Origin of the sequence: Streptomyces sp. NPDC004610, assembly GCF_040609715.1 — a bacterium.
Taxonomy (GTDB): Bacteria; Actinomycetota; Actinomycetes; order Streptomycetales; family Streptomycetaceae; genus Streptomyces.
On sequence record NZ_JBEXLA010000001.1, the window covers coordinates 105,353 to 125,686 of the forward strand.

Genomic DNA, 20,334 nt, shown 5'->3' on the forward strand with positions numbered 1-20,334 from the left:
CAGCCGCGCCCAGCCCCGCCGCAGGCACGGCCCCCTCCCCTGCCCGCCGGCCGAGGCCGCGTCCCCGGAGACGACACGCGGCCGGGACGCCCCTCGCCGGGACCCGACAGCGACGGCTCTCCTACCCAGCCGCATGACCTCGCCCCCGGACACCGCCGAACAGCCTCGCCCCGGTCCAGGGGGGCGCCGCCCGCGCACGCGGTGCCATCGGGGGCGTACGAATATGCCCTTACGCCCCTGGAGCGTGACCCGCGGCGCGAAGACGCGTTGGTCAAGAAAGAGTTGACCCCACGGGCCGCTGTCGTGGCCCGATCCTTTCTCCTCAACGCCGGTTCGAGAGGCTTGTTCATGGCCGACCACGCAACCCACGACGCCCAGGCTCGGGCCAGCCTGCACTTGCTGGTGCGGGACATCGAGCGGGTCCGCCGGCAGGTGGACGCGTTGCGCACGCTCACCGCCCAGCTGGGCAACGTCTACCGCCCCCGCCGCTCCGGCCCCTCCACGGGCTTCGTCGTCTACGGACGTGCCCCCGCCCCGACCGTCCGGCTCGCCCAGGAGCTGCGGGACAGTGTCGAGACGCTGGTCACCGCCGCGGTCGACTTCGACCGTTCGCTCGGCTTCTCCTGGGACGCGGTGGGCTCCGCCCTCGGGGTCACCAAGCAGGCCGTGCACCGCCGCTACGGCTCCCGCCGGGCCACCACGCAGGCCGCCGCCGAGGCGGAGCGGGCGACGGACCCGTCGGGCGCCCGCGCGGTCAACGTCCCGGGCGCCCTGCCGACCGTGCCCGCGGCCCGCGCGATGCCCACCCAGCCGACGGCGGGCAGCCCGGTCCTGCGGGACGACCCACGCCCCACGGCCTTCCCGGGCCCCCGCAACGGCTGACCGTCACCCCTCTCCTCCCCTCCGCCCACCCGCACACCCGCCCTCCCGGCCCGATCCGGGAGGGCGTTCCTTTGCGTCCGGCCCGGTCGGCGGCAGGGCGTGGCCGTCACCGGATGTCCACGAGCACCGGTCAACCGCAGGGCAGCCGTCACCCGATGCCCCTGTCCCCCGACCCGACCAGCCGCACAACGGCCGTCACCCGATGTCCGGCGGATCGATCCGCACCCGCACCGGGCTCCCTTCGGCGCCTCCGCCTCCTCCCCCACCTCCCCCGCCGCCCGCGCGGGCCATCCGTGCCGCCTGGGCCGCCTTCAGCGCGGCGGCGAGGGCCGCGCCGCGGCCCGGCGGCACCCGGACCAGCGCCCGGTCCCAGGACTCGCCCGGCGGCGGCGCCCCGGTCCGCCGGGGCCGCCCCGGCGGGGTGACCGGCAGCGGAACCGGCCCCAGCACCTCCGCGCCCGGCGGCAGTTCGGCCGCCCCCAGGAACTGCGCGACCGCCTCGGGCGGCCCGGCCACCGATGCCATCCGGGAGACCGGCGGGAACCCCAGCTCGGCCCGCTCGGCGAGTTCCCGTACCGCGTGGCCGACCGGATCCCAGCGCACCAGCGCCTGCACGGGCCGCAGGGTCGGCTCGGCGACGATCACGACCGTGCCGCCGGAGGGCTGGGAGCGGACCAGGGCGGCGGCGGCGATCCAGCGCCGCAGCGCGTCCTCACCCGCGCGCAGATCGGGCCGCCCGAGCATCGCCCACCCGTCGAGCAGCAGCGCCGCGGCATAGCCGCCCTCGGCGACCGGCTCGGCCCCCGGGGTGCTCACCACCAGCGCGGGCGCCCCCGGCACCGTGTCGAGCACATGCTCCCGCCCGGATGTGCGCACCGGCACCGCCGGAAAGGCCCGCCCCAGTTCCTCGGCGGTGCGCCGCGCCCCGACGACCTGGGCCCGCAACCGGAACGACCCGCACTCCGGGCAGTGCCAGGCGCTCTCCCCGCGCCCGCACCAGCCGCACTCCAGCGCCCCTTCGGACCGCCCCTCCAGCGGCCCGGAGCAGTGCCGGCAGCGCGCGGGCGCCCGGCACTGCGCGCACGCCATCCTCGGGACGTACCCCCGCCGGGGGACCTGCACCAGCACCGGCCCCTGCCGCAGCCCGTCCCGGACCGCCTGCCAGGCGAGGGTCGGCAGCCGCACTGCCCGTGCCGCCTCGTCCCGCGCGAGGTCCCCGTCCCCCACGGTCCGCACCAGCGGCGCGGCCCCCCGCACCCGCTCCCTGGACGCCACGACCGGCCGCGCCCAGCCACTCTCCACCAGCTGCGCCGCCTCCACCGTGCAGCTCCAGCTCCCGAGCAGAAACGCGCACCTGTCCTGCGCGGCCCGCAGCAGCAGCACCTCCCGCGCGTGCGGCTGTGGGGCGTGCAGTTCGCTGTGGCTGTCGTCCCCGTCGTCCCAGATCGCGACCAGCCCAAGGTCCCGGACCGGCGCGAACATCGCGGCCCGGGTTCCCACCACCGCCCGCACCGACCCCCGCCGCACGGCCAGCCACTGCCGATACCGCTTCTCCGGCCCGGCCTCCGCGGTGAGCACCGCGTGCCGCCCCTCCCCGAGCAGCGCGGTCAGCGCGCCATCGACCCGAGCGACGGCCCGCCCATCGGGTACGACGACCAGCGCGCCGCGCCCCGAGGCGAGCGTGGCGGCGACGGCGCGGGCCAGCTCCTCGCTCCACTCGGGTCCCGGCAGGGCGTTCCACACCGCCCGGGGCGCCCCCTTGGTGGCGAGCGCCTCGATGAGCGCGGCCCCGTTCTCGTACCGCGCCCACGAGCCCGCGTCCGGCACCGGGGGCGGGGGCAGCGGATCGGGGGACGGGCGCCCCTCGGCGCGTGCGTTGCGCGGCGGCACGGCGAGCTGGAGCACATCGGCGAGGCTCCCGGCGTACCGGTCGGCGACGGACCGGGCCAGCCCGAGGAGCTCCCCGTCGAGCACCCGCTCGGGCGAGACGACCTGGGCGAGCGCGGCCAGCGGCCCCGAGTAGTCGCTCTCGGCGAGCCGCTCCACGAGATACCCGCCGATCAGCCCCCCGCCCTCACGCCGCCCGTCCCGCACCCGGTGCCGCCCGGCCCCGAACCGCACCCGCACCCGCACGCCCGGCTGCGCATCGGCATCCAGTTCCTTGGGCACGGCGTAGTCGAAGTACCGGTCGAGGTGCAGCACGCCCTTGTCCACCAGCACCCGCGCCACCGGCAGCTCCTCCGCCAGCGCGGCCCCCCGCCAGGTCCGCGGCTTGGCCCGGGGCGTCTTCGCCTGCCGCACACTCTCCCGGATCAGCGCAAGCTGCTCCGGCGGCGGCACCCCCGCCCCACCACCGACCCCGGCCCCGTTCTCACTGCTCACCCTTGCATTCTTACCAAACACCACTGACACCACGGCCGGACGGATCATGAACCCCCACGGTGGCCCCCGGCGGCCTTGCCCACCTGACGCGCGGCGCCGCGCGTCCCTCCGCCCGGCATGCCACGCCCTCGGCCAGCTGCCCTCGCCCTGCCCTGCCCTGCTCGCCATGAGACCTCGCATCCCCCGGCCCCAACGCCCGGCGCACCCGAAGCCCGGCATCACAACACCCCAGAGCCCGCCACGCCACGCCCCCGGCATCCGCCAGCGTCCCCCAGGACCCACGCCCCCTCACACCGCCCGCCGCTCCCCACCCCTGAACACCCCAGCCCCAGCCCCACCCCCGCCCCCTCTTCTCCCCCTCCCCCTCCCCCGAACACACCAAAGCCCGGCCCCCCGAAGGGAGCCGGGCCCGGTACGTACAGAAGAGAACGGAACCGCCTACAACCCCGCCGCCGTCCTCAGCGCCTCCACCCGGTCCGTCCGCTCCCAGGTGAACTCCGGCAGCTCACGGCCGAAGTGGCCGTACGCCGCGGTCTGGGCGTAGATCGGGCGCAGCAGGTCCAGGTCGCGGATGATCGCGGCCGGGCGGAGGTCGAAGACCTCGTCGATGGCCTTCTCGATCTTCTCCGGCTCGACCTTGTGGGTGCCGAAGGTCTCCACGAACAGACCCACCGGCTCGGCCTTGCCGATCGCGTAGGCGACCTGGACCTCGCAGCGCGAGGCGAGCCCCGCCGCCACCACGTTCTTGGCGACCCAGCGCATGGCGTACGCGGCGGACCGGTCGACCTTGGACGGGTCCTTGCCGGAGAAGGCACCGCCACCGTGGCGGGCCATACCGCCGTAGGTGTCGATGATGATCTTCCGGCCGGTGAGCCCGGCGTCGCCCATCGGGCCGCCGATCTCGAAGCGGCCGGTCGGGTTGACCAGCAGCCGGTAGCCCTCGGTGTCCAGCTTGATGCCCTCGTCCAGCAGCGCCTTCAGCTCCGGCTCCACCACGAACTCGCGGATGTCGGGGGCGAGCAGCGACTCCAGGTCGATGTCGGAGGCGTGCTGCGAGGAGACGACGACGGTGTCCAGGCGGACCGCCTTGTCGCCGTCGTACTCGATGGTGACCTGCGTCTTGCCGTCCGGGCGCAGGTAGGGGATCGTGCCGTTCTTGCGGACCTCGGAGAGCCGGTTGGAGAGCCGGTGCGCGAGGAAGATCGGCAGCGGCATCAGCGTCGGCGTCTCATCGGAGGCGTAGCCGAACATCAGGCCCTGGTCGCCCGCGCCCTGCTTGTCCAGCTCGTCCCCCTCGTCCCGCTGGGAGGCACCCTCGACCCGGGACTCGTAGGCCGTGTCGACGCCCTGCGCGATGTCCGGCGACTGGGCGCCGATGGACACGGAGACGCCGCAGGATGCGCCGTCGAAGCCCTTCTTGGAGGAGTCGTAGCCGATCTCCAGGATCTTCTCCCGCACCAGCTGCGGGATCGGCGCGTACGCCTTGGTGGTGACCTCACCGGCCACATGCACCAGACCGGTCGTGATCAGCGTCTCGACGGCGACGCGGGACGTGGGGTCCTCGCGGAGCAGGGCGTCGAGAATGGTGTCGCTGATCTGGTCAGCGATCTTGTCGGGGTGACCCTCGGTCACGGACTCCGAGGTGAACAGGCGACGGGACACAACGCTCCCTGTGGTTGCAGCGGCTGCTGGCTGATCATGGGCGGACGGGTCGGGGGCTGCGCCCGGCCTCGTCCGAGAACAGTTTATCGGTCGCGCTCCGCATCCGGCCCAGTTGTCTCGCCTCTCGGGAGGGCTGTGACCTGCGGCACGGGCATTCTGCCCAATGCCGGGCGGCATTGGCCAGGGCCGCCACGCCCCAATGTGCCGGGTTCGAGTTCCCCGCGAGGCGCGCTGCACCAGGTCAGGACAGTCTCGCGGCCACCAGGTCCCACACCGTTTCGGCCAGCGCCTCTTTCGGGCCATACGGCACGGGGGTCTCGGTGCCGTCGGCGCCCAGGACAACGGCCTCGTTCTCCTCGGAGCCGAAGGTCCTGCGCTCCCCCACCTCGTTCACGACCAGCAGATCGCAGCCCTTTCGGGCCAGCTTGGCGCGACCGTTGGCGAGCACGTCGTCGGTCTCGGCGGCGAAGCCCACGATCACCTGTCCGGGCCGGGCCCGATCGGCGGACACCTCCGCGAGGATGTCCGGATTCCGCACCAGCGCGATGGGGTCGGGTTCGTGGTCGTCGCGCTTCTTGATCTTCCCGGCGGCGTAGGCGGCGGGGCGGAAGTCGGCGACGGCGGCGGCCATGACGACCGCGTCGGCGTCGGCGGCGGCCTTGAGCACGGCCTCGCGCAGCTGTACGGCGGTGCCGACCCGGACCAGGTCCACCCCGGCCGGGTCGGGCAGTGCGGCGTTGGCGGCGATCAGGGTGACCCTGGCGCCCCGGGCGGCGGCGGTGCGGGCCAGGGCGTAGCCCTGCTTGCCGGAGGAGCGGTTGCCGAGGAAGCGGACCGGGTCGAGCGGCTCCCGGGTGCCTCCGGCGCTGATCACCAGATGGCGCCCGGCGAGATCGGGCTCGCGGACCCCCCGGGCGAGGACCCGGCGGCAGACCTCGAAGATCTCGGCGGGGTCGGGCAGCCGGCCCTTGCCGGTGTCGACGCCGGTGAGACGGCCGACGGCGGGTTCGATGACCACGGCTCCCCGGCGGCGCAGGGTCGCCACATTCTCCTGGGTGGCCGGGTGTTCCCACATCTCGGTGTGCATCGCGGGTGCGAAGACGACCGGGCAGCGGGCGGTGAGCAGGGTGTTGGTGAGCAGGTCGTCGGCGAGGCCGTGGGCGGCCCTGGCGAGCAGGTCGGCGGTGGCGGGGGCGACCACGACGAGGTCGGCGCCCTGGCCGATCCGGACGTGCGGCACCTCGTGGACGTCGGCCCAGACCTCGGTGGCGACGGGGTGGCCGGAGAGGGCCGACCAGGTGGCGGCGCCCACGAAGTGCAGCGACGACTCCGTGGGCACCACCCGGACGTCATGTCCGGACTCGGTCAGTCGGCGCAGCAGCTCGCACGCCTTGTAGGCGGCGATGCCCCCACTGACGCCCAGCACGACCTTCGGCTTGTCCACCGTCACTGCCACTCCCCTGGCTCGCGATCACGTTCATGTTCTATGACACACCACAGGCCCGGCGATGGGTCGCCGGGCCTGTGGAAAAGTCTGCCGCAAGCAGAAAATACTACTGCGCCGGGCCGTCGATGGCCTCGGACGTCAGCAGTCCCGCGTTGATCTCGCGCAGCGCGATCGACAGGGGCTTCTCGTGGACGTGGGTGTCCACGAGGGGACCGACGTACTCAAGGAGACCCTCGCCGAGCTGCGAGTAGTACGCGTTGATCTGGCGGGCACGCTTGGCCGCGTAGATCACGAGGCTGTACTTGGAGTCGGTCGCCTCAAGCAGCTCGTCGATCGGCGGGTTGATGATGCCCTCGGGCGCGGAGATGGAAGAGGACACGCTCTACCTTCCGATGGATGGGAAAAAATGAGGGGTGCGATCACGCTGTCGTGATCAAACTGTCGTGATCAAACGTTCGCGATCAGACCGTCGTGATCACACAACATCCATCAAGGCTAGCAGCTCGCGCGCCACATCCTCGACGGAGGTGTTGACCAGGGTGGTGTCGAACTCCGGCTCGGCCGCCAGTTCGATCTTCGCGGCGTCCAGCCGGCGCTCGATCACCTCGGGCGGCTCGGTGCCCCGCCCGGTGAGCCGGCGCACCAGCTCCTCCCAGCTCGGCGGAGCCAGGAACACCAGCTGGGCCTCCGGCATGGAGGAACGGACCTGCCGGGCGCCCTGGAGGTCGATCTCCAGCAGGACGGGCTCGCCCGCCTCCAGCCGCTCGTGCACCGCGGTACGCGGGGTGCCGTAGCGGTTCCCGGCGAATTCGGCCCACTCCAGCAGTTCGCCGTTGGCGATCAGCTTGTCCATCTCCTCGTCGGTGACGAAGAAGTAGTGGACCCCGTGCTTCTCCCCGGGGCGCGGTCTGCGGGTCGTCGCCGACACGGAGAGCCAGACCTCGGGGTGTTCCTTGCGCAGATGAGCGACGACCGTGCTCTTACCGACCCCGGAGGGGCCGGAGAGCACGGTCAGCCGCGGACGTACGTCCGGGGGCTCGGGGGTCGTCCCCCGGAATGTTGCAGCCATGCAGCGATTATTCCAGCAAACCCGGAGTGATCCGGACTCAGCTGCCGGTGCTGCCGAACTCACGCTCCAGCGAGGCGATCTGGTTGGAGCCGAGGCCGCGTACACGACGGCTCTCGGAGATGCCGAGGCGCTCCATGATCTGCTTGGCGCGGACCTTGCCCACGCCGGGGAGCGACTCCAGGAGAGCGGAGACCTTCATCTTGCCGATGACGTCGTTCTCCTGGCCCTGCTTGATGACCTCGTGCAAGGAGGCACCGGAGTGCTTGAGTCGATTCTTGACCTCGGCCCGCTCCCGGCGAGCCGCGGCGGCCTTTTCGAGCGCGGCTGCGCGCTGTTCGGGGGTAAGGGGCGGAAGAGCCACGCCTACGTCACCTCGGATGTCGAACTGTCGGATACGGACCGGTGAAGGGAACCTAGTCGCCCCACACCTGGGGAGCTACGAGCAACACGCTGCCCGATCTCCCCCACTGCCTGGAGGGCGTGGGAGGTGCCCCCACTGGTCGGAGACTAGCGGTCAAGTCCGCCAGAGTCAGCGAGAACAGCGGAAAAGTCCTGGTCAGCCTCCGTCAGGACGGGATATTTCAGACATATCGTCCAGGATTTGAGAATGTATCCAGCCTCAAATGCCTCTGGAGAAGTCATCGGACGTTTATCCGGGGCCGGACAGCGCCGCCCGGATCTCCTCCGCGAACCGCTCCGCCGCCGTCCGCAGGGCCCCCGTGTCCGGCCCGTGCCGCAGCACCCCGCGGCTGACGTTCGGCACCACCGCGCGCACCGCCGCGCCGAAGACCCGCGGCAGATCGGCCGCGCTCGCGCCCTGCGCCCCGATCCCCGGAGCGAGCAGCGGACCCCCGATGGCGAGGTCGTACGAGGACAGATCGCCCAGGGTCGCGCCGACCACCGCGCCGAAGGAGCCGAGCGGCTCCTGCCCGGCGTTCTCCCCGGCGTTCTCGGGGGCGTTCTCGGCGGCCAGGTGGGCCAGCATCGTCGCGGCCACGTCCCGGCCGTCCGCGCGCAGGGCGCGCTGCACCTCGGCGCCCTCCGGGTTGGAGGTCAGCGCCAGCACGAACAGGCCCGAGCCGCTCTCGCGCGCGAGGGCCACCGCCGGGGCCAGCGAGCCGTAGCCGAGGAACGGCGAGACGGTCAGCGCGTCCGAGAACAGCGGGGAGTCCTTGTGCAGGAAGGTCTCCGCGTAGGCGGCCATGGTGGAGCCGATGTCGCCGCGCTTGGCGTCCATCAGCACCAGGGCGCCCGCCGCGCGCGCGTCGGCCACCGTCCGCTCCAGGACGGCGACCCCGCGCGAGCCGAACCGCTCGAAGAACGCGCTCTGCGGCTTGAGCACGGCGACCCGGTCGGCGGTGGCCTCGACGACCGTACGGCTGAATCGCTCCAGACCTGCCACGTCGTCGTTCAGGCCCCACTCGGCGAGCAGCGAGGCGTGCGGGTCGATGCCGACGCAGAGCGGGCCGCGCTCGTCCATGGCGTGGCGCAGCCGGGCGCCGAAGGGCTCGTTGCTCATACGGTGCTCCGCACGTCGGCGCCGACCGCGTCGGCGAGGGTGGCGTAAGGGCTGGACCGCAGACGGGCGGCCAGGCCCTTGTGGAGGGCGCGGGTGTAGAAGGGGCCCTCGTAGATGAAGGCGCTGTAGCCCTGGACGAGGGTGGCGCCGGCCAGGATGCGCTGCCAGGCGTCCTCGGCGTTCTCGATGCCGCCGACGCCGATCAGGGTGATGCGGTCGCCCACGCGCGCGTAGAGGCGGCGCAGCACCTCCAGGGAGCGGGCCTTGAGCGGGGCGCCGGACAGGCCGCCGGTCTCGGCGGTGAGGGCGGGCGGCGAGGTCAGTCCGAGGCCCTCGCGGGCGATGGTGGTGTTGGTGGCGATGATGCCGTCCAGGCCGAGTTCCACGGCCAGGTCGGCGACCGCGTCCACATCCTCGTCGGCGAGGTCGGGCGCGATCTTGACCAGCAGCGGGACCCGGCGGTCGGGCACGCTGCGGTCGGCGGCCCCGCGCACGGCGGTCAGCAGCGGGCGCAGCGCCTCGGTGGCCTGGAGGCTGCGCAGTCCGGGCGTGTTGGGCGAGGAGACGTTCACCACCAGATAGTCGGCGTACGGGGCGAGCCGCTCGGCGGACTTCACATAGTCGGCCGCCGCCTCGGCCTCGGGCACCGCCTTGGTCTTGCCGATGTTCACCCCGACGACCGTCCGGAAGACGGGCGTCCGGGAGGCCAGGCGGGCGGCGACGGCGAGCGAGCCGTCGTTGTTGAAGCCCATGCGGTTGATCAGGGCCCGGTCGGCGACCAGCCGGAAGAGCCGCCGCTTGGGGTTGCCGGGCTGGGGTTCGCCGGTGACCGTGCCGATCTCGACATGGTCGAAGCCGAGCATGGCCATGCCGTCGATGGCCACGGCGTTCTTGTCGAACCCGGCGGCGAGCCCGAAGGGGCCGTGCATCCGCAGCCCGAGCGCCTCGGTGCGCAGTTCCCTGTACCGGGGTGCCAGGGCCGCCGCGACGAAGGTGCGCAGCACGGGGACGCGGGCGGCGAGCCGGATCCAGCGGAAGGCCAGTCGGTGGGCCCGCTCGGGGTCCATCCGGCGGAAGAGGAGGTGGAAGAGGATCGTGTACATGGTGGTGTGTCGGTGTCCTTCGGGACCAGGGAGCCAGGGAGCCGGGGGCGAGGGGACGGGGTCTCGGCGGGACGGGCCTCAGCAAGAGGGGGACACCGTTTCCGGTGTCCCCCCTGGGGCTCGCTAGTCGCGGGCCGCGGTCAGATGCTCGGCGTGTTCCTGGAGGGAGCGGACCCCGACCCCGCCCGCGTGGAGCGCGTCGATGCCCTGCACGGCGGCGGCGAGGGCCTGCACGGTGGTCAGGCAGGGCACGGAGCGGGCGACGGCCGCGGTGCGGATCTCGTAGCCGTCCAGCCGGCCGCCGGTGCCGTAGGGGGTGTTGACGATGAGGTCGACCTCGCCGTCGTGGATGAGCTGGACGATGGTCCGTTCGCCGTCCGGGCCGGGGCCCTCGGACTGCTTGCGGACGACCGTGGCGTGGATGCCGTTGCGCTTGAGGACCTCGGCGGTGCCGGAGGTGGCCAGCAGCTCGAAGCCGTGGGCGACCAGCTCGCGGGCCGGGAAGATCATCGAGCGCTTGTCGCGGTTGGCGACCGAGATGAAGGCGCGGCCCTTGGTGGGCAGCGGGCCGTAGGCACCGGCCTGGGACTTGGCGTAGGCCGTGCCGAAGACCGAGTCGATGCCCATGACCTCGCCGGTGGAGCGCATCTCCGGGCCGAGGACCGTGTCGACCCCGCGGCCGTGGATGTCCCGGAAGCGGGACCAGGGCATGACGGCCTCCTTGACGGAGATCGGCGCGTCCAGCGGCAGTTCGCCGCCGTCCCCGGTGGCCGGGAGCAGGCCCTCGGCGCGCAGTTCGGCGACGGTGGCGCCCAGCGAGATCCGGGCGGCGGCCTTGGCCAGCGGTACGGCGGTCGCCTTGGAGGTGAAGGGGACCGTGCGGGACGCGCGCGGGTTGGCCTCCAGGACGTAGAGGATGTCCCCGGCCAGGGCGAACTGGATGTTGATCAGGCCCCGGACGCCCACCCCGCGCGCGATGGCCTCGGTGGAGGCGCGCAGCCGCTTGATGTCGAAGCCGCCCAGGGTGATCGGGGGCAGGGCGCACGCGGAGTCGCCGGAGTGGATACCGGCTTCCTCGATGTGCTCCATGACCCCGCCGAGGTACAGCTCCTCGCCGTCGTAGAGGGCGTCGACGTCGATCTCGATGGCGTCGTCCAGGAAGCGGTCCACGAGGACCGGCCGGGAGGGGCTGATCTCGGTGGACTCGGCGATGTAGGACTCCAGCCGGGTCTCGTCGTAGACGATCTCCATGCCGCGTCCGCCGAGCACGTAGGAGGGGCGGACCAGGACCGGGTAGCCGATCTCGTCGGCGATGGCCTTGGCGGCGGCGAAGGTGGTGGCCGTGCCGTGCTTGGGGGCGGGGAGACCGGCCTCGGCGAGGACCTGGCCGAAGGCGCCCCGGTCCTCGGCGGCGTGGATGGCCTCGGGAGGGGTACCGACGATCGGTACGCCGTTGTCCTTGAGCGCCTGGGACAGGCCCAGCGGGGTCTGCCCGCCGAGCTGGACGATCACGCCCGCGATGGGCCCGGCCTGGGCCTCCGCGTGGACGATCTCCAGGACGTCCTCCAGGGTGAGCGGCTCGAAGTAGAGCCGGTCGGAGGTGTCGTAGTCGGTGGAGACGGTCTCCGGGTTGCAGTTGACCATCACCGTCTCGTACCCGGCGTCGCTGAGCGCGAAGGAGGCGTGGACGCAGGAGTAGTCGAACTCGATGCCCTGGCCGATGCGGTTGGGGCCGGAGCCGAGGATGATCACGGCGGGCTTCTCGCGGGCCGCGACCTCGCTCTCCTCGTCGTAGGAGGAGTAGAAGTACGGGGTGCGGGCGGCGAACTCGGCGGCGCAGGTGTCGACCGTCTTGTAGACCGGGCGGATGCCCAGCGCGTGCCGTACCTCGCGGACGACGTCCTCGCGCAGGCCGCGGATCTCGCCGATCTGCTGGTCGGAGAAGCCGTGCCGCTTGGCCTCGGCGAGCAGGTCGGCGGTCAGCTCGGGTGCGCCCGCCAGTTCGTCGGCGATCTCCTTGATCAGGAACAGCTGGTCCACGAACCAGGGGTCGATCCGGGTGGCCTCGAAGACCTCCTCCGGCGTGGCGCCCGCGCGGATGGCCGCCATGACGGTGTTGATCCGGCCGTCGGTGGGCTTCACGGACTCCGCGAGGAGGGCCGCCTTGTCGCCGGTCGGGCCGGTGAAGGCGAACTGGCTGCCCTTCTTCTCCAGGGAGCGCAGCGCCTTCTGGAACGCCTCGGTGAAGTTGCGGCCGATGGCCATGGCCTCGCCGACCGACTTCATGGTGGTGGTCAGCGTGGAGTCGGCGCTCGGGAACTTCTCGAAGGCGAACCGGGGGGCCTTGACGACGACGTAGTCGAGCGTGGGCTCGAAGGAGGCCGGGGTCTCCCGGGTGATGTCGTTGGGGATCTCGTCCAGGGTGTAGCCGACGGCGAGCTTCGCGGCGATCTTCGCGATGGGGAAGCCGGTGGCCTTGGAGGCGAGCGCCGAGGACCGCGACACGCGCGGGTTCATCTCGATGACGATGACCCGGCCGTCCTCGGGGTCCACCGCGAACTGGATGTTGCAGCCGCCGGTGTCGACGCCGACCTCGCGGATCACGGCGATGCCGATGTCCCGCAGGATCTGGTACTCGCGGTCGGTGAGGGTCATGGCGGGGGCGACGGTGATGGAGTCGCCGGTGTGCACGCCCATGGGGTCGAAGTTCTCGATGGAGCAGACGACCACCACGTTGTCGTGCTTGTCGCGCATCAGCTCCAGCTCGTACTCCTTCCAGCCGAGGATGGACTCCTCCAGGAGCACCTCGGTGGTCGGCGAGAGGGTGAGGCCCTGGCCGGCGATCCGGCGCAGTTCGTCCTCGTCGTGGGCGAAGCCGGAGCCGGCGCCGCCCATGGTGAAGGACGGGCGGACGACGACCGGGTAGCCGCCGAGGGTGTCCACGCCCGCGAGGACATCGTCCATGGAGTGGCAGATCACCGAGCGGGCGGACTCGCCGTGCCCGATCTTGGCGTTCACCGCCTCCACGACCAGCTTGAACTGGTCGCGGTCCTCGCCCTTGTGGATCGCCTCGACGTTGGCGCCGATCAGCTCGACGCCGTACTTGGTGAGGACGCCGTTGTCGTGCAGCGAGATGGCGGTGTTCAGGGCCGTCTGGCCGCCCAGGGTGGGCAGCAGGGCGTCGGGGCGCTCCTTGGCGATGATCTTCTCGACGAACTCGGGGGTGATCGGCTCGACATAGGTGGCGTCGGCGATCTCCGGGTCGGTCATGATCGTCGCCGGGTTGGAGTTGACCAGGACGACCCTGAGGCCCTCGGCCTTGAGGACCCGGCACGCCTGGGTGCCGGAGTAGTCGAACTCGGCGGCCTGGCCGATGACGATCGGGCCGGAGCCGATGACCAGGACGGACTGGATATCGGTGCGCTTAGGCACGCTGGCCCTCCAGAGCTGTGCTCATCAACGATGTGAAGCGGTCGAACAGATAGGCGGCGTCGTGCGGGCCGGCCGCCGCCTCGGGGTGGTACTGGACGCTGAAGGCCGGGCGGTCGAGCAGGCGCAGGCCCTCCACCACGTCGTCGTTGAGGCAGACGTGGGAGACCTCGGCGCGGCCGTAGGGGGTCTCGGAGATCCGGTCCAGGGGGGCGTCGACGGCGAAGCCGTGGTTGTGCGCGGTGACCTCGACCTTGCCGGTGGTGCGGTCCTGGACCGGCTGGTTGATGCCGCGGTGGCCGTACTTCAGCTTGTAGGTGCCGAAGCCGAGGGCGCGGCCCAGGATCTGGTTGCCGAAGCAGATGCCGAACAGCGGGGTGCCCCGCTCCAGGACGGACCGCATCACCGAGACGGCGTGGTCGGCGGTGGCGGGGTCGCCGGGGCCGTTGGAGAAGAACACGCCGTCGGGCCGGACCGCGTACACGTCCTCCGCGGTGGCGGTGGCGGGCAGGACGTGCACCTCGATGCCGCGCTCGGCCATCCGGTGCGGGGTCATGCCCTTGATGCCGAGGTCGATCGCGGCGACGGTGAATCGCTTCTCGCCGATCGCGGGGACGATGTACGGCTCGGTGGTGGCGACCTCGGCGGCGAGGTCGGCGCCGGTCATCTCGGGGGCCTGGCGGACCTCGGCGAGCATGGTGCCCTCGTCGGGCAGGGCGTTGCCGGAGAAGATCCCGACGCGCATGGCGCCGCGCTCGCGCAGATGCCGGGTCAGCGCGCGGGTGTCGATGCCGGAGATCCCGACGACGCCCTGGGCGGTCAGCTCCTCGTCCAGGGAGCGCCGCGAGCGCCAGTTCGACGGCACGCGCGCGGGGTCGCGGACCACGTACCCGGAGACCCAGATACGGCGGGACTCGGGGTCCTCGTCGTTGATCCCGGTGTTGCCGACGTGCGGGGCGGTCATGACGACGACCTGGCGGTGGTAGGACGGGTCGGTCAGGGTCTCCTGGTAGCCGGTCATACCGGTGGAGAAGACGGCCTCGCCGAAGGTCACCCCCACGGCCCCGTAGGCACGGCCGCGGAAGATCCGGCCGTCCTCCAGGACGAGTACGGCGGGAACCCTGGCGGCTCCCCTGGTGGAGGTTGTCATCGTGCGCCTTCCGTCTTCTTGATCATTGCGTTCAGGGTGGTGACCCACTCGCCGTGCTCGGCCGCCCGGTCCGAGCGGAACCCGGAGTCGATCAGCCGCTCGCCGTGCTCCCAGGTGACGATCAGCAGTCCGCCCTCGGTGAGCACCTTCCCCGCGATGCCCTTGTCGAGCCGGGCCTCCCGGAGCTGTCCGAGGGGCACGAAGAAGTCGTCCGCGCCGGGGCGCACGACGTCCAGTCCGGCGTCGGTGAGGGTCAGCTCGGCGCGGCTGCGCGAGCCCAGGCCCCGGGCGACGATCCGGTCGAGCCACTGGCCCGCGGTGGTGGAGCCGTGGTAGCGGCCGGTCAGGGTCAGGGTCGCCGGGCCGGGATCGTCCGGGGTGGTGGGCAGCTCGGGCAGGTCGCCCTGGAGGGTGCCGCGCCACTTCCAGCCCTCGCGCATCAGCCAGTACACCAGCGCCACGAACAGGGCGAGGCCCACGATCCAGCCCACCCGGGCGGCCCAGTCGGTCACCTCGGCCGATTGCCGGCCGGCGGCCAGCGTGTACGGGTCGGTGGCCAGTGCTTGCAGAGTTGTCACGTGAGCTTCCCGTCGACGAGCGTCGCCTTGCCCCGGAGCCAGGTGTGGGTGACACGGCCCGGCAGCTCACGCCCCTGGTAGGGCGTGTTGCGGCTGCGCGAGGCGAAGCCCGCGGGGTCCACCCGGCCACGGTATTCCGTGTCGACGAGGGTGAGGTTGGCGGGCTCACCAGCCGAGACGGGGCGGCCGTGTCCGGTGGCCTGTCCGATCTGCGCGGGCCCGGCGGACATCCGGTCGGCGACGCCGGCCCAGTCCAGCAGGCCCGTGTCCACCATGGTCTCCTGCACCACTGACAACGCGGTCTCCAGGCCCACCATCCCCATGGCGGCGGCGGCCCACTCGCAGTCCTTGTCCTCGTGCGGGTGCGGGGCGTGGTCGGTGGCGACGATGTCGATGGTGCCGTCGGCGAGGGCGGCGCGCAGGGCGTGGACGTCCCGCTCGGTGCGCAGCGGCGGGTTGACCTTGTAGACCGGGTTGTAGGTGCGGACCAGTTCGTCGGTGAGCAGCAGATGGTGCGGGGTGACCTCGGCGGTCACGTCGATGCCGCGGGACTTGGCCCAGCGGACGATCTCCACCGACCCGGCGGTGGAGAGGTGGCAGATGTGGACGCGGGAGCCGACATGCTCGGCGAGCAGAACGTCCCGGGCGATGATCGATTCCTCGGCCACCGCGGGCCAGCCCCCGAGCCCCAGCTCGGCGGAGACGATCCCCTCGTTCATCTGGGCGCCCTCGGTCAGCCGCGGCTCCTGCGCGTGCTGGGCGACGACCCCGCCGAACGCCTTCACGTACTCCAGGGCGCGGCGCATGATCACGGCGTCGTCGACGCACTTGCCGTCGTCGGAGAAGACGGTGACCCCGGCGGCCGACTCGTGCATGGCGCCCAGCTCGGCGAGCTTCCTGCCCTCCAGGCCGACGGTGACCGCGCCGATCGGCTGGACATCGCAGTAGCCGTGCTCCCGGCCGAGCCGGTAGACCTGCTCGACCACTCCGGCGGTGTCGGCGACCGGGAAGGTGTTGGCCATGGCGAAGACGGCGGTGAAGCCCCCGGAGGCCGCCGCGCGGGTGCCGGTGAGCACGGTCTCGGAGTCCTCGCGGCCCGGCTCGCGCAGATGGGTGTGCAGATCGACCAGGCCCGGCAGCAGCACCTTGCCGCCCGCCTCCACGACCTCGTCGGCGCCCTGGGCCGGCAGTGAGGCGCCGACGGCCGCGATGGTCCCGCCGTCGATCAGCACGTCCTGGGGCTCGCCGCCGAGCACCTTCGCACCACGGATCAGGATCTTGCTCATGTCTGTCACTTCTCCTCAGCGGCGGGGGCGGTACGGGCGGGGGTGACGGCGGGCTCGTTGCCCCCGAGCAGCAGATACAGCACGGCCATCCGGATGGACACTCCGTTTGCGACCTGCTCGATGGCGGTGCAGCGCGGCGAGTCGGCGACCTCGGCGGTGATCTCCATCCCGCGGACCATGGGCCCGGGGTGCATCACGACGGCGTGCTCGGGCATCCGCGCCATCCGGTCGCCGTCGAGCCCGTAGCGGCGCGAGTACTCGCGCTCGGTGGGGAAGAAGGCCGCGTTCATCCGCTCGCGCTGCACCCGCAGCATCATCACCGCGTCGGACTTGGGCAGCGCCGCGTCCAGGTCGTACACCACCTCGCAGGGCCAGTTCCCGACGCCGACCGGCACCAGGGTGGGCGGGGCGACCAGGGTGACGTGCGCGCCGAGGGTGTGCAGCAGATCGACGTTGGAGCGGGCGACGCGGCTGTGCAGGATGTCGCCGACGATGGTGATGCGGCGCCCGGCGAGGTCCTGGCCGATCCCGGCGTCGCGGCCGACCAGCCGGCGCCGCATGGTGAAGGCGTCCAGCAGCGCCTGGGTGGGGTGCTGGTGGGTGCCGTCCCCGGCGTTGATCACGGCCGCGTCGATCCAGCCGGAGTTGGCGAGCCGGTACGGGGCGCCCGAGGCGCCGTGCCGGATGACGACGGCGTCGACGCCCATCGCCTCCAGGGTCTGGGCGGTGTCCTTGAGGGACTCGCCCTTGGAGACGCTCGACCCCTTGGCGGTGAAGTTGATGACATCCGCCGACAGCCGCTTCTCGGCGGCCTCGAAGGAGATCCGGGTACGGGTCGAGTCCTCGAAGAAGAGATTGACGACGGTCCGGCCGCGCAGGGTCGGCAGCTTCTTGATCGGCCGGTCCGCGACCCGGGCCATCTCCTCGGCGGTGTCGAGGATCAGCACGGCGTCGTCGCGGGTCAGATCGGCTGCCGAGATGAGATGACGCTGCATCTTTCAGGCTCCGTAAGGCAGTTCAGTATCAGGAGAATTCGGACGGGGCGAGGCGGGGTGGGCTGCGGCGAGCCGCGGTGCGGACGTGCCGGAGCCGACGTACGGCGGCCCGTCCCGGGTGCCGTACGCCGCCGTCCGCTACCGCTGTTCGCCCGGGGCGGTCCGCTTGACGCCGAGCAGCACGGTGTCGCGACCGTCCTCCTCGGCGAGCTGGACCCTGACCGTCTCCCGCAGCGACGTGGGGAGGTTCTTGCCGACGTAGTCGGCGCGGATGGGCAGTTCCCGGTGGCCGCGGTCGACCAGCACCGCGAGCTGCACCGCGCGCGGGCGCCCGATGTCGTTCAGGGCGTCGAGGGCGGCGCGGATGGTGCGGCCGGAGAACAGCACGTCGTCGACCAGGACGACCAGCCGGCCGTCGATGCCGTCACCGGGGATCTCGGTGCGGGCCAACGCGCGCGGGGGGTGCATACGCAGGTCGTCGCGGTACATGGTGATGTCCAGCGAACCGCAGGGAACCTTGCGCTCGGTGATCTCTTCGAGCTTGGCGGCGAGCCGGCGGGCGAGATGGACGCCGCGGGTCGGAATGCCGAGGAGCACCACGTCGTCGGCGCCCTTGGCGCGCTCGACGATCTCATGGGCGATACGGGTCAGGACCCGGGCGATGTCCGGCCCTTCGAGAACGGGCCTGTGCGCGGACGCCGGGGCGTCGGGGTGGAGCTGATCGTGCTGGCCGTGCGTGTCCATACGAAACGGACCTCCTTCTCCGCCTCACGGGACGGACCTTAAAGGACGTCGGGGTTGCGCCGTCCACGGTAGCAGGCCATCCAGAACGCTCCGGCACCCCCCGAAGTCACCCCGGATCACCCTCCCGACGGACCCGGGATCACCCGCTTGGCGCAATCGGCGGCCACTACCACGGAAGAGTCGGTGCGGCCCATTCGGCTTGACGCAGCAGAGTAACGCTGCGTAACCTCACAGTGAGTTACCAGCCGCGCGGCCCGGCACCCGAGCCGACCGCGTCGTCCATTGCCGGGGAGCTATATGTCCAGCGAATACGCCAAACAGCTCGGGGCCAAGCTCCGGGCCATCCGCACCCAGCAGGGCCTTTCCCTCCACGGAGTCGAGGAGAAGTCCCAGGGCCGCTGGAAGGCCGTGGTGGTCGGTTCGTACGAGCGGGGCGACCGCGCGGTGACCGTGCAGCGCCTCGCCGAGCTGGCGGATTTCTACGGCGTTCCGGTCCAGGAACTGCTGCCGGGCACCACCCCGGGCGGTGCCGCCGAGCCCCCGCCCAAGCTGGTCCTCGACCTGGAGCGGCTGGCCACGGTCCCCGCCGAGAAGGCGGGCCCCCTCCAGCGCTACGCGGCGACGATCCAGTCCCAGCGCGGTGACTACAACGGCAAGGTGCTCTCGATCCGCCAGGACGATCTGCGCACACTCGCGGTGATCTACGACCAGTCCCCCTCGGTCCTCACCGAGCAGCTGATCAGCTGGGGCGTACTGGACGCGGACGCGCGCCGCGCGGTCTCCCACGTCGAGGAGAGCTGACCGCTCCGCAGGTCACCCCTCCCGCCCCACCGCTCCTGCACAGCCCTCCCGCCCCAGCAGAAACGTGCCGTCGCCATGTTTCCGGGCGGTTTCCGGGCGGCAGCCGCCCTCCTACGGGCACCAGAAGGGCCCCCAGCGTCACGCTGGGGGCCCTTCTGCGGTACCTGCGCACCTGGGCCGCGGGAAGCGGCCCGAACCGCGCGAACGGCCCGCAGGCGGCCCGCACCGGCCGGGCCGGGACGGGCGGACATGCGGGCCGGGCGGCTAGGCGCCTTCGCGGCGGAGTGAGGGCTTCAGTTCCTTCAGACGGCCGAGCAGCCCGTTCACGAAGGCCGGCGAGTCGTCCGTGGAGAACTCCTTCGCCAACTGCACCATCTCGTCCAGCACCACCGCGTCCGGCGTGGCATCGGCCCAGATCAGCTCGTACGCGCCCAGACGCAGGATGTTGCGGTCCACGACCGGCATCCGGTCCAGCGTCCAGCCGACGGCGTACTGGGAGATCAGCTCGTCGATCCGCGGGGCGTGCACCGCGTAGCCCTCGACCAGCTCCATGGTGTACTCGCTGACGGGCGGCTGCCGCGGGTCGGTCCGGGAATGCCGGATCCAGTCCGCGAGGACCGTCAGGACATCGGCACCGCGCTGGTCACCCTCGAAGAGGATCTGGAAGGCGCGCTTGCGGGCCGTGTTGCGGGCAGCCACGGTTAGCTGTTCACCCGGCCGAGGTAGTCGCCGGAGCGGGTGTCGACCTTGATCTTCTCGCCGGTGGTGATGAAGAGCGGGACCTGGATCTCGTAGCCCGTCTCCAGCTTGGCGGGCTTGGTGCCGCCGGTGGAGCGGTCGCCCTGGACGCCCGGCTCGGTCTCGGCGATGTTCAGCTCGACGGCGGCGGGCAGCTCCACGAAGAGCACACTGCCGTCGTGCTGCGCGACCGTGGCCTCGAAGCCCTCGATCAGGAAGTTCGCGGCGTCGCCGACGGTCTTCCGGTCGATGTGCAGCTGGTCGTAGGTCTGCATGTCCATGAAGACGAAGTAGTCGCCGTCCATGTAGGAGAACTGCATGTCGCGCTTGTCGACAGTGGCCGTCTCGACCTTGACGCCGGCGTTGAAGGTCTTGTCGACCACCTTGCCGGACAGCACGTTCTTGAGCTTGGTGCGCACGAAAGCCGGGCCCTTGCCGGGCTTGACGTGCTGGAACTCGACTACGGACCACAGCTGGCCGCCGTCGAGCTTGAGCACCAATCCGTTCTTGAGGTCGTTCGTGGAAGCCACGGTTGCTTCAATCTCCTGG

18 protein-coding genes are annotated in these 20,334 nt (G+C 71.9%); 2 read left to right on the forward strand and 16 right to left on the reverse strand.

What is annotated here, in order from left to right:
• Positions 1-348 precede the first annotated feature (348 nt).
• The gene (locus ABZX40_RS00410) at positions 349-882 is read left to right on the forward strand and encodes a hypothetical protein (protein WP_355733157.1); all 534 of its coding nucleotides are present in this window, start codon (positions 349-351) and stop codon (positions 880-882) included.
• A gap of 195 nt (positions 883-1,077) precedes the next feature.
• Here the strand turns inward: ABZX40_RS00410 and ABZX40_RS00415 are convergent, their stop codons facing one another.
• The 14 genes from ABZX40_RS00415 to pyrR form a co-directional block, all read right to left on the reverse strand.
• Positions 1,078-3,264: a primosomal protein N' gene (locus tag ABZX40_RS00415; RefSeq protein ID WP_355733154.1), complete on the reverse strand. Its 2,187-nt coding sequence runs from the start codon at positions 3,262-3,264 to the stop codon at positions 1,078-1,080.
• Positions 3,265-3,702: 438 nt separating this feature from the next.
• Complete coding sequence (gene metK, locus ABZX40_RS00420; protein WP_355733152.1) at positions 3,703-4,926, reverse strand: methionine adenosyltransferase; 1,224 nt, start codon at positions 4,924-4,926, stop codon at positions 3,703-3,705.
• Positions 4,927-5,167: 241 nt separating this feature from the next.
• The gene (gene coaBC, locus ABZX40_RS00425) at positions 5,168-6,370 is read right to left on the reverse strand and encodes a bifunctional phosphopantothenoylcysteine decarboxylase/phosphopantothenate--cysteine ligase CoaBC (RefSeq protein WP_355733345.1); all 1,203 of its coding nucleotides are present in this window, start codon (positions 6,368-6,370) and stop codon (positions 5,168-5,170) included.
• A gap of 109 nt (positions 6,371-6,479) precedes the next feature.
• Positions 6,480-6,752, reverse strand: coding sequence for a DNA-directed RNA polymerase subunit omega (gene rpoZ, locus ABZX40_RS00430; protein ID WP_018570191.1), 273 nt, complete (start codon positions 6,750-6,752; stop codon positions 6,480-6,482).
• A 96-nt stretch (positions 6,753-6,848) separates the two neighbouring features.
• Positions 6,849-7,442: a guanylate kinase gene (gmk, locus tag ABZX40_RS00435; protein WP_355733150.1), complete on the reverse strand. Its 594-nt coding sequence runs from the start codon at positions 7,440-7,442 to the stop codon at positions 6,849-6,851.
• Between the two features lie 37 nt (positions 7,443-7,479).
• Positions 7,480-7,803 (reverse strand): integration host factor, encoded by a 324-nt coding sequence (locus ABZX40_RS00440; protein WP_003977346.1) that lies wholly within the window; start codon positions 7,801-7,803, stop codon positions 7,480-7,482.
• Between the two features lie 288 nt (positions 7,804-8,091).
• Positions 8,092-8,961: an orotidine-5'-phosphate decarboxylase gene (gene pyrF / locus ABZX40_RS00445; RefSeq protein WP_355733148.1), complete on the reverse strand. Its 870-nt coding sequence runs from the start codon at positions 8,959-8,961 to the stop codon at positions 8,092-8,094.
• Positions 8,958-10,064, reverse strand: coding sequence for a quinone-dependent dihydroorotate dehydrogenase (locus ABZX40_RS00450; protein WP_355733146.1), 1,107 nt, complete (start codon positions 10,062-10,064; stop codon positions 8,958-8,960). Before ABZX40_RS00450 ends, pyrF begins: the two co-directional genes overlap by 4 nt.
• A 123-nt stretch (positions 10,065-10,187) precedes the next feature.
• A complete protein-coding gene (gene carB, locus ABZX40_RS00455) occupies positions 10,188-13,496 on the reverse strand; it encodes a carbamoyl-phosphate synthase large subunit (RefSeq protein WP_355733144.1) in 3,309 nt (1,102 codons plus the stop codon).
• Entirely contained in the window at positions 13,489-14,643 is a 1,155-nt protein-coding gene (gene carA, locus ABZX40_RS00460; RefSeq protein ID WP_355733141.1) for a glutamine-hydrolyzing carbamoyl-phosphate synthase small subunit, read from the reverse strand. The genes carB and carA overlap by 8 nt, the downstream gene beginning before the upstream one ends.
• On the reverse strand, positions 14,640-15,212 hold the full coding sequence (locus tag ABZX40_RS00465) for a hypothetical protein (RefSeq protein WP_355733342.1): 573 nt from the start codon (positions 15,210-15,212) through the stop codon (positions 14,640-14,642). The genes carA and ABZX40_RS00465 overlap by 4 nt, the downstream gene beginning before the upstream one ends.
• A 5-nt stretch (positions 15,213-15,217) precedes the next feature.
• On the reverse strand, positions 15,218-16,507 hold the full coding sequence (locus ABZX40_RS00470) for a dihydroorotase (RefSeq protein WP_355733138.1): 1,290 nt from the start codon (positions 16,505-16,507) through the stop codon (positions 15,218-15,220).
• Between the two features lie 5 nt (positions 16,508-16,512).
• The gene (locus tag ABZX40_RS00475) at positions 16,513-17,502 is read right to left on the reverse strand and encodes an aspartate carbamoyltransferase catalytic subunit (protein WP_355733136.1); all 990 of its coding nucleotides are present in this window, start codon (positions 17,500-17,502) and stop codon (positions 16,513-16,515) included.
• Positions 17,503-17,640: 138 nt separating this feature from the next.
• Complete coding sequence (pyrR, locus tag ABZX40_RS00480) at positions 17,641-18,246, reverse strand: bifunctional pyr operon transcriptional regulator/uracil phosphoribosyltransferase PyrR (RefSeq protein WP_355733133.1); 606 nt, start codon at positions 18,244-18,246, stop codon at positions 17,641-17,643.
• Between the two features lie 297 nt (positions 18,247-18,543).
• Between pyrR and bldD the strand changes: the two genes are divergently transcribed.
• Entirely contained in the window at positions 18,544-19,047 is a 504-nt protein-coding gene (gene bldD, locus ABZX40_RS00485; protein ID WP_355733130.1) for a transcriptional regulator BldD, read from the forward strand.
• 264 nt (positions 19,048-19,311) lie between these two features.
• Here bldD and nusB read toward each other — a convergent pair whose 3' ends face one another.
• Both nusB and efp read right to left on the reverse strand, forming a co-directional pair.
• A complete protein-coding gene (nusB, locus tag ABZX40_RS00490; RefSeq protein WP_355733127.1) occupies positions 19,312-19,746 on the reverse strand; it encodes a transcription antitermination factor NusB in 435 nt (144 codons plus the stop codon).
• A gap of 2 nt (positions 19,747-19,748) precedes the next feature.
• The gene (gene efp / locus ABZX40_RS00495; protein ID WP_355733124.1) at positions 19,749-20,315 is read right to left on the reverse strand and encodes an elongation factor P; all 567 of its coding nucleotides are present in this window, start codon (positions 20,313-20,315) and stop codon (positions 19,749-19,751) included.
• Positions 20,316-20,334 lie beyond the last annotated feature (19 nt).

Bases quoted from the DNA above. Each gene is read 5' to 3' on its own strand.
- pyrR (WP_355733133.1), bottom strand. From the start codon at position 18,246: ATGGACACGCACGGCCAGCACGATCAGCTCCACCCCGACGCCCCGGCG.
- ABZX40_RS00450 (WP_355733146.1), bottom strand. From the start codon at position 10,064: ATGTACACGATCCTCTTCCACCTCCTCTTCCGCCGGATGGACCCCGAG.
- ABZX40_RS00470 (WP_355733138.1), bottom strand. From the start codon at position 16,507: ATGAGCAAGATCCTGATCCGTGGTGCGAAGGTGCTCGGCGGCGAGCCC.
- bldD (WP_355733130.1), top strand. From the start codon at position 18,544: ATGTCCAGCGAATACGCCAAACAGCTCGGGGCCAAGCTCCGGGCCATC.
- carA (WP_355733141.1), bottom strand. From the start codon at position 14,643: ATGACAACCTCCACCAGGGGAGCCGCCAGGGTTCCCGCCGTACTCGTC.
- pyrF (WP_355733148.1), bottom strand. From the start codon at position 8,961: ATGAGCAACGAGCCCTTCGGCGCCCGGCTGCGCCACGCCATGGACGAG.
- ABZX40_RS00475 (WP_355733136.1), bottom strand. From the start codon at position 17,502: ATGCAGCGTCATCTCATCTCGGCAGCCGATCTGACCCGCGACGACGCC.
- ABZX40_RS00410 (WP_355733157.1), top strand. From the start codon at position 349: ATGGCCGACCACGCAACCCACGACGCCCAGGCTCGGGCCAGCCTGCAC.
- gmk (WP_355733150.1), bottom strand. From the start codon at position 7,442: ATGGCTGCAACATTCCGGGGGACGACCCCCGAGCCCCCGGACGTACGT.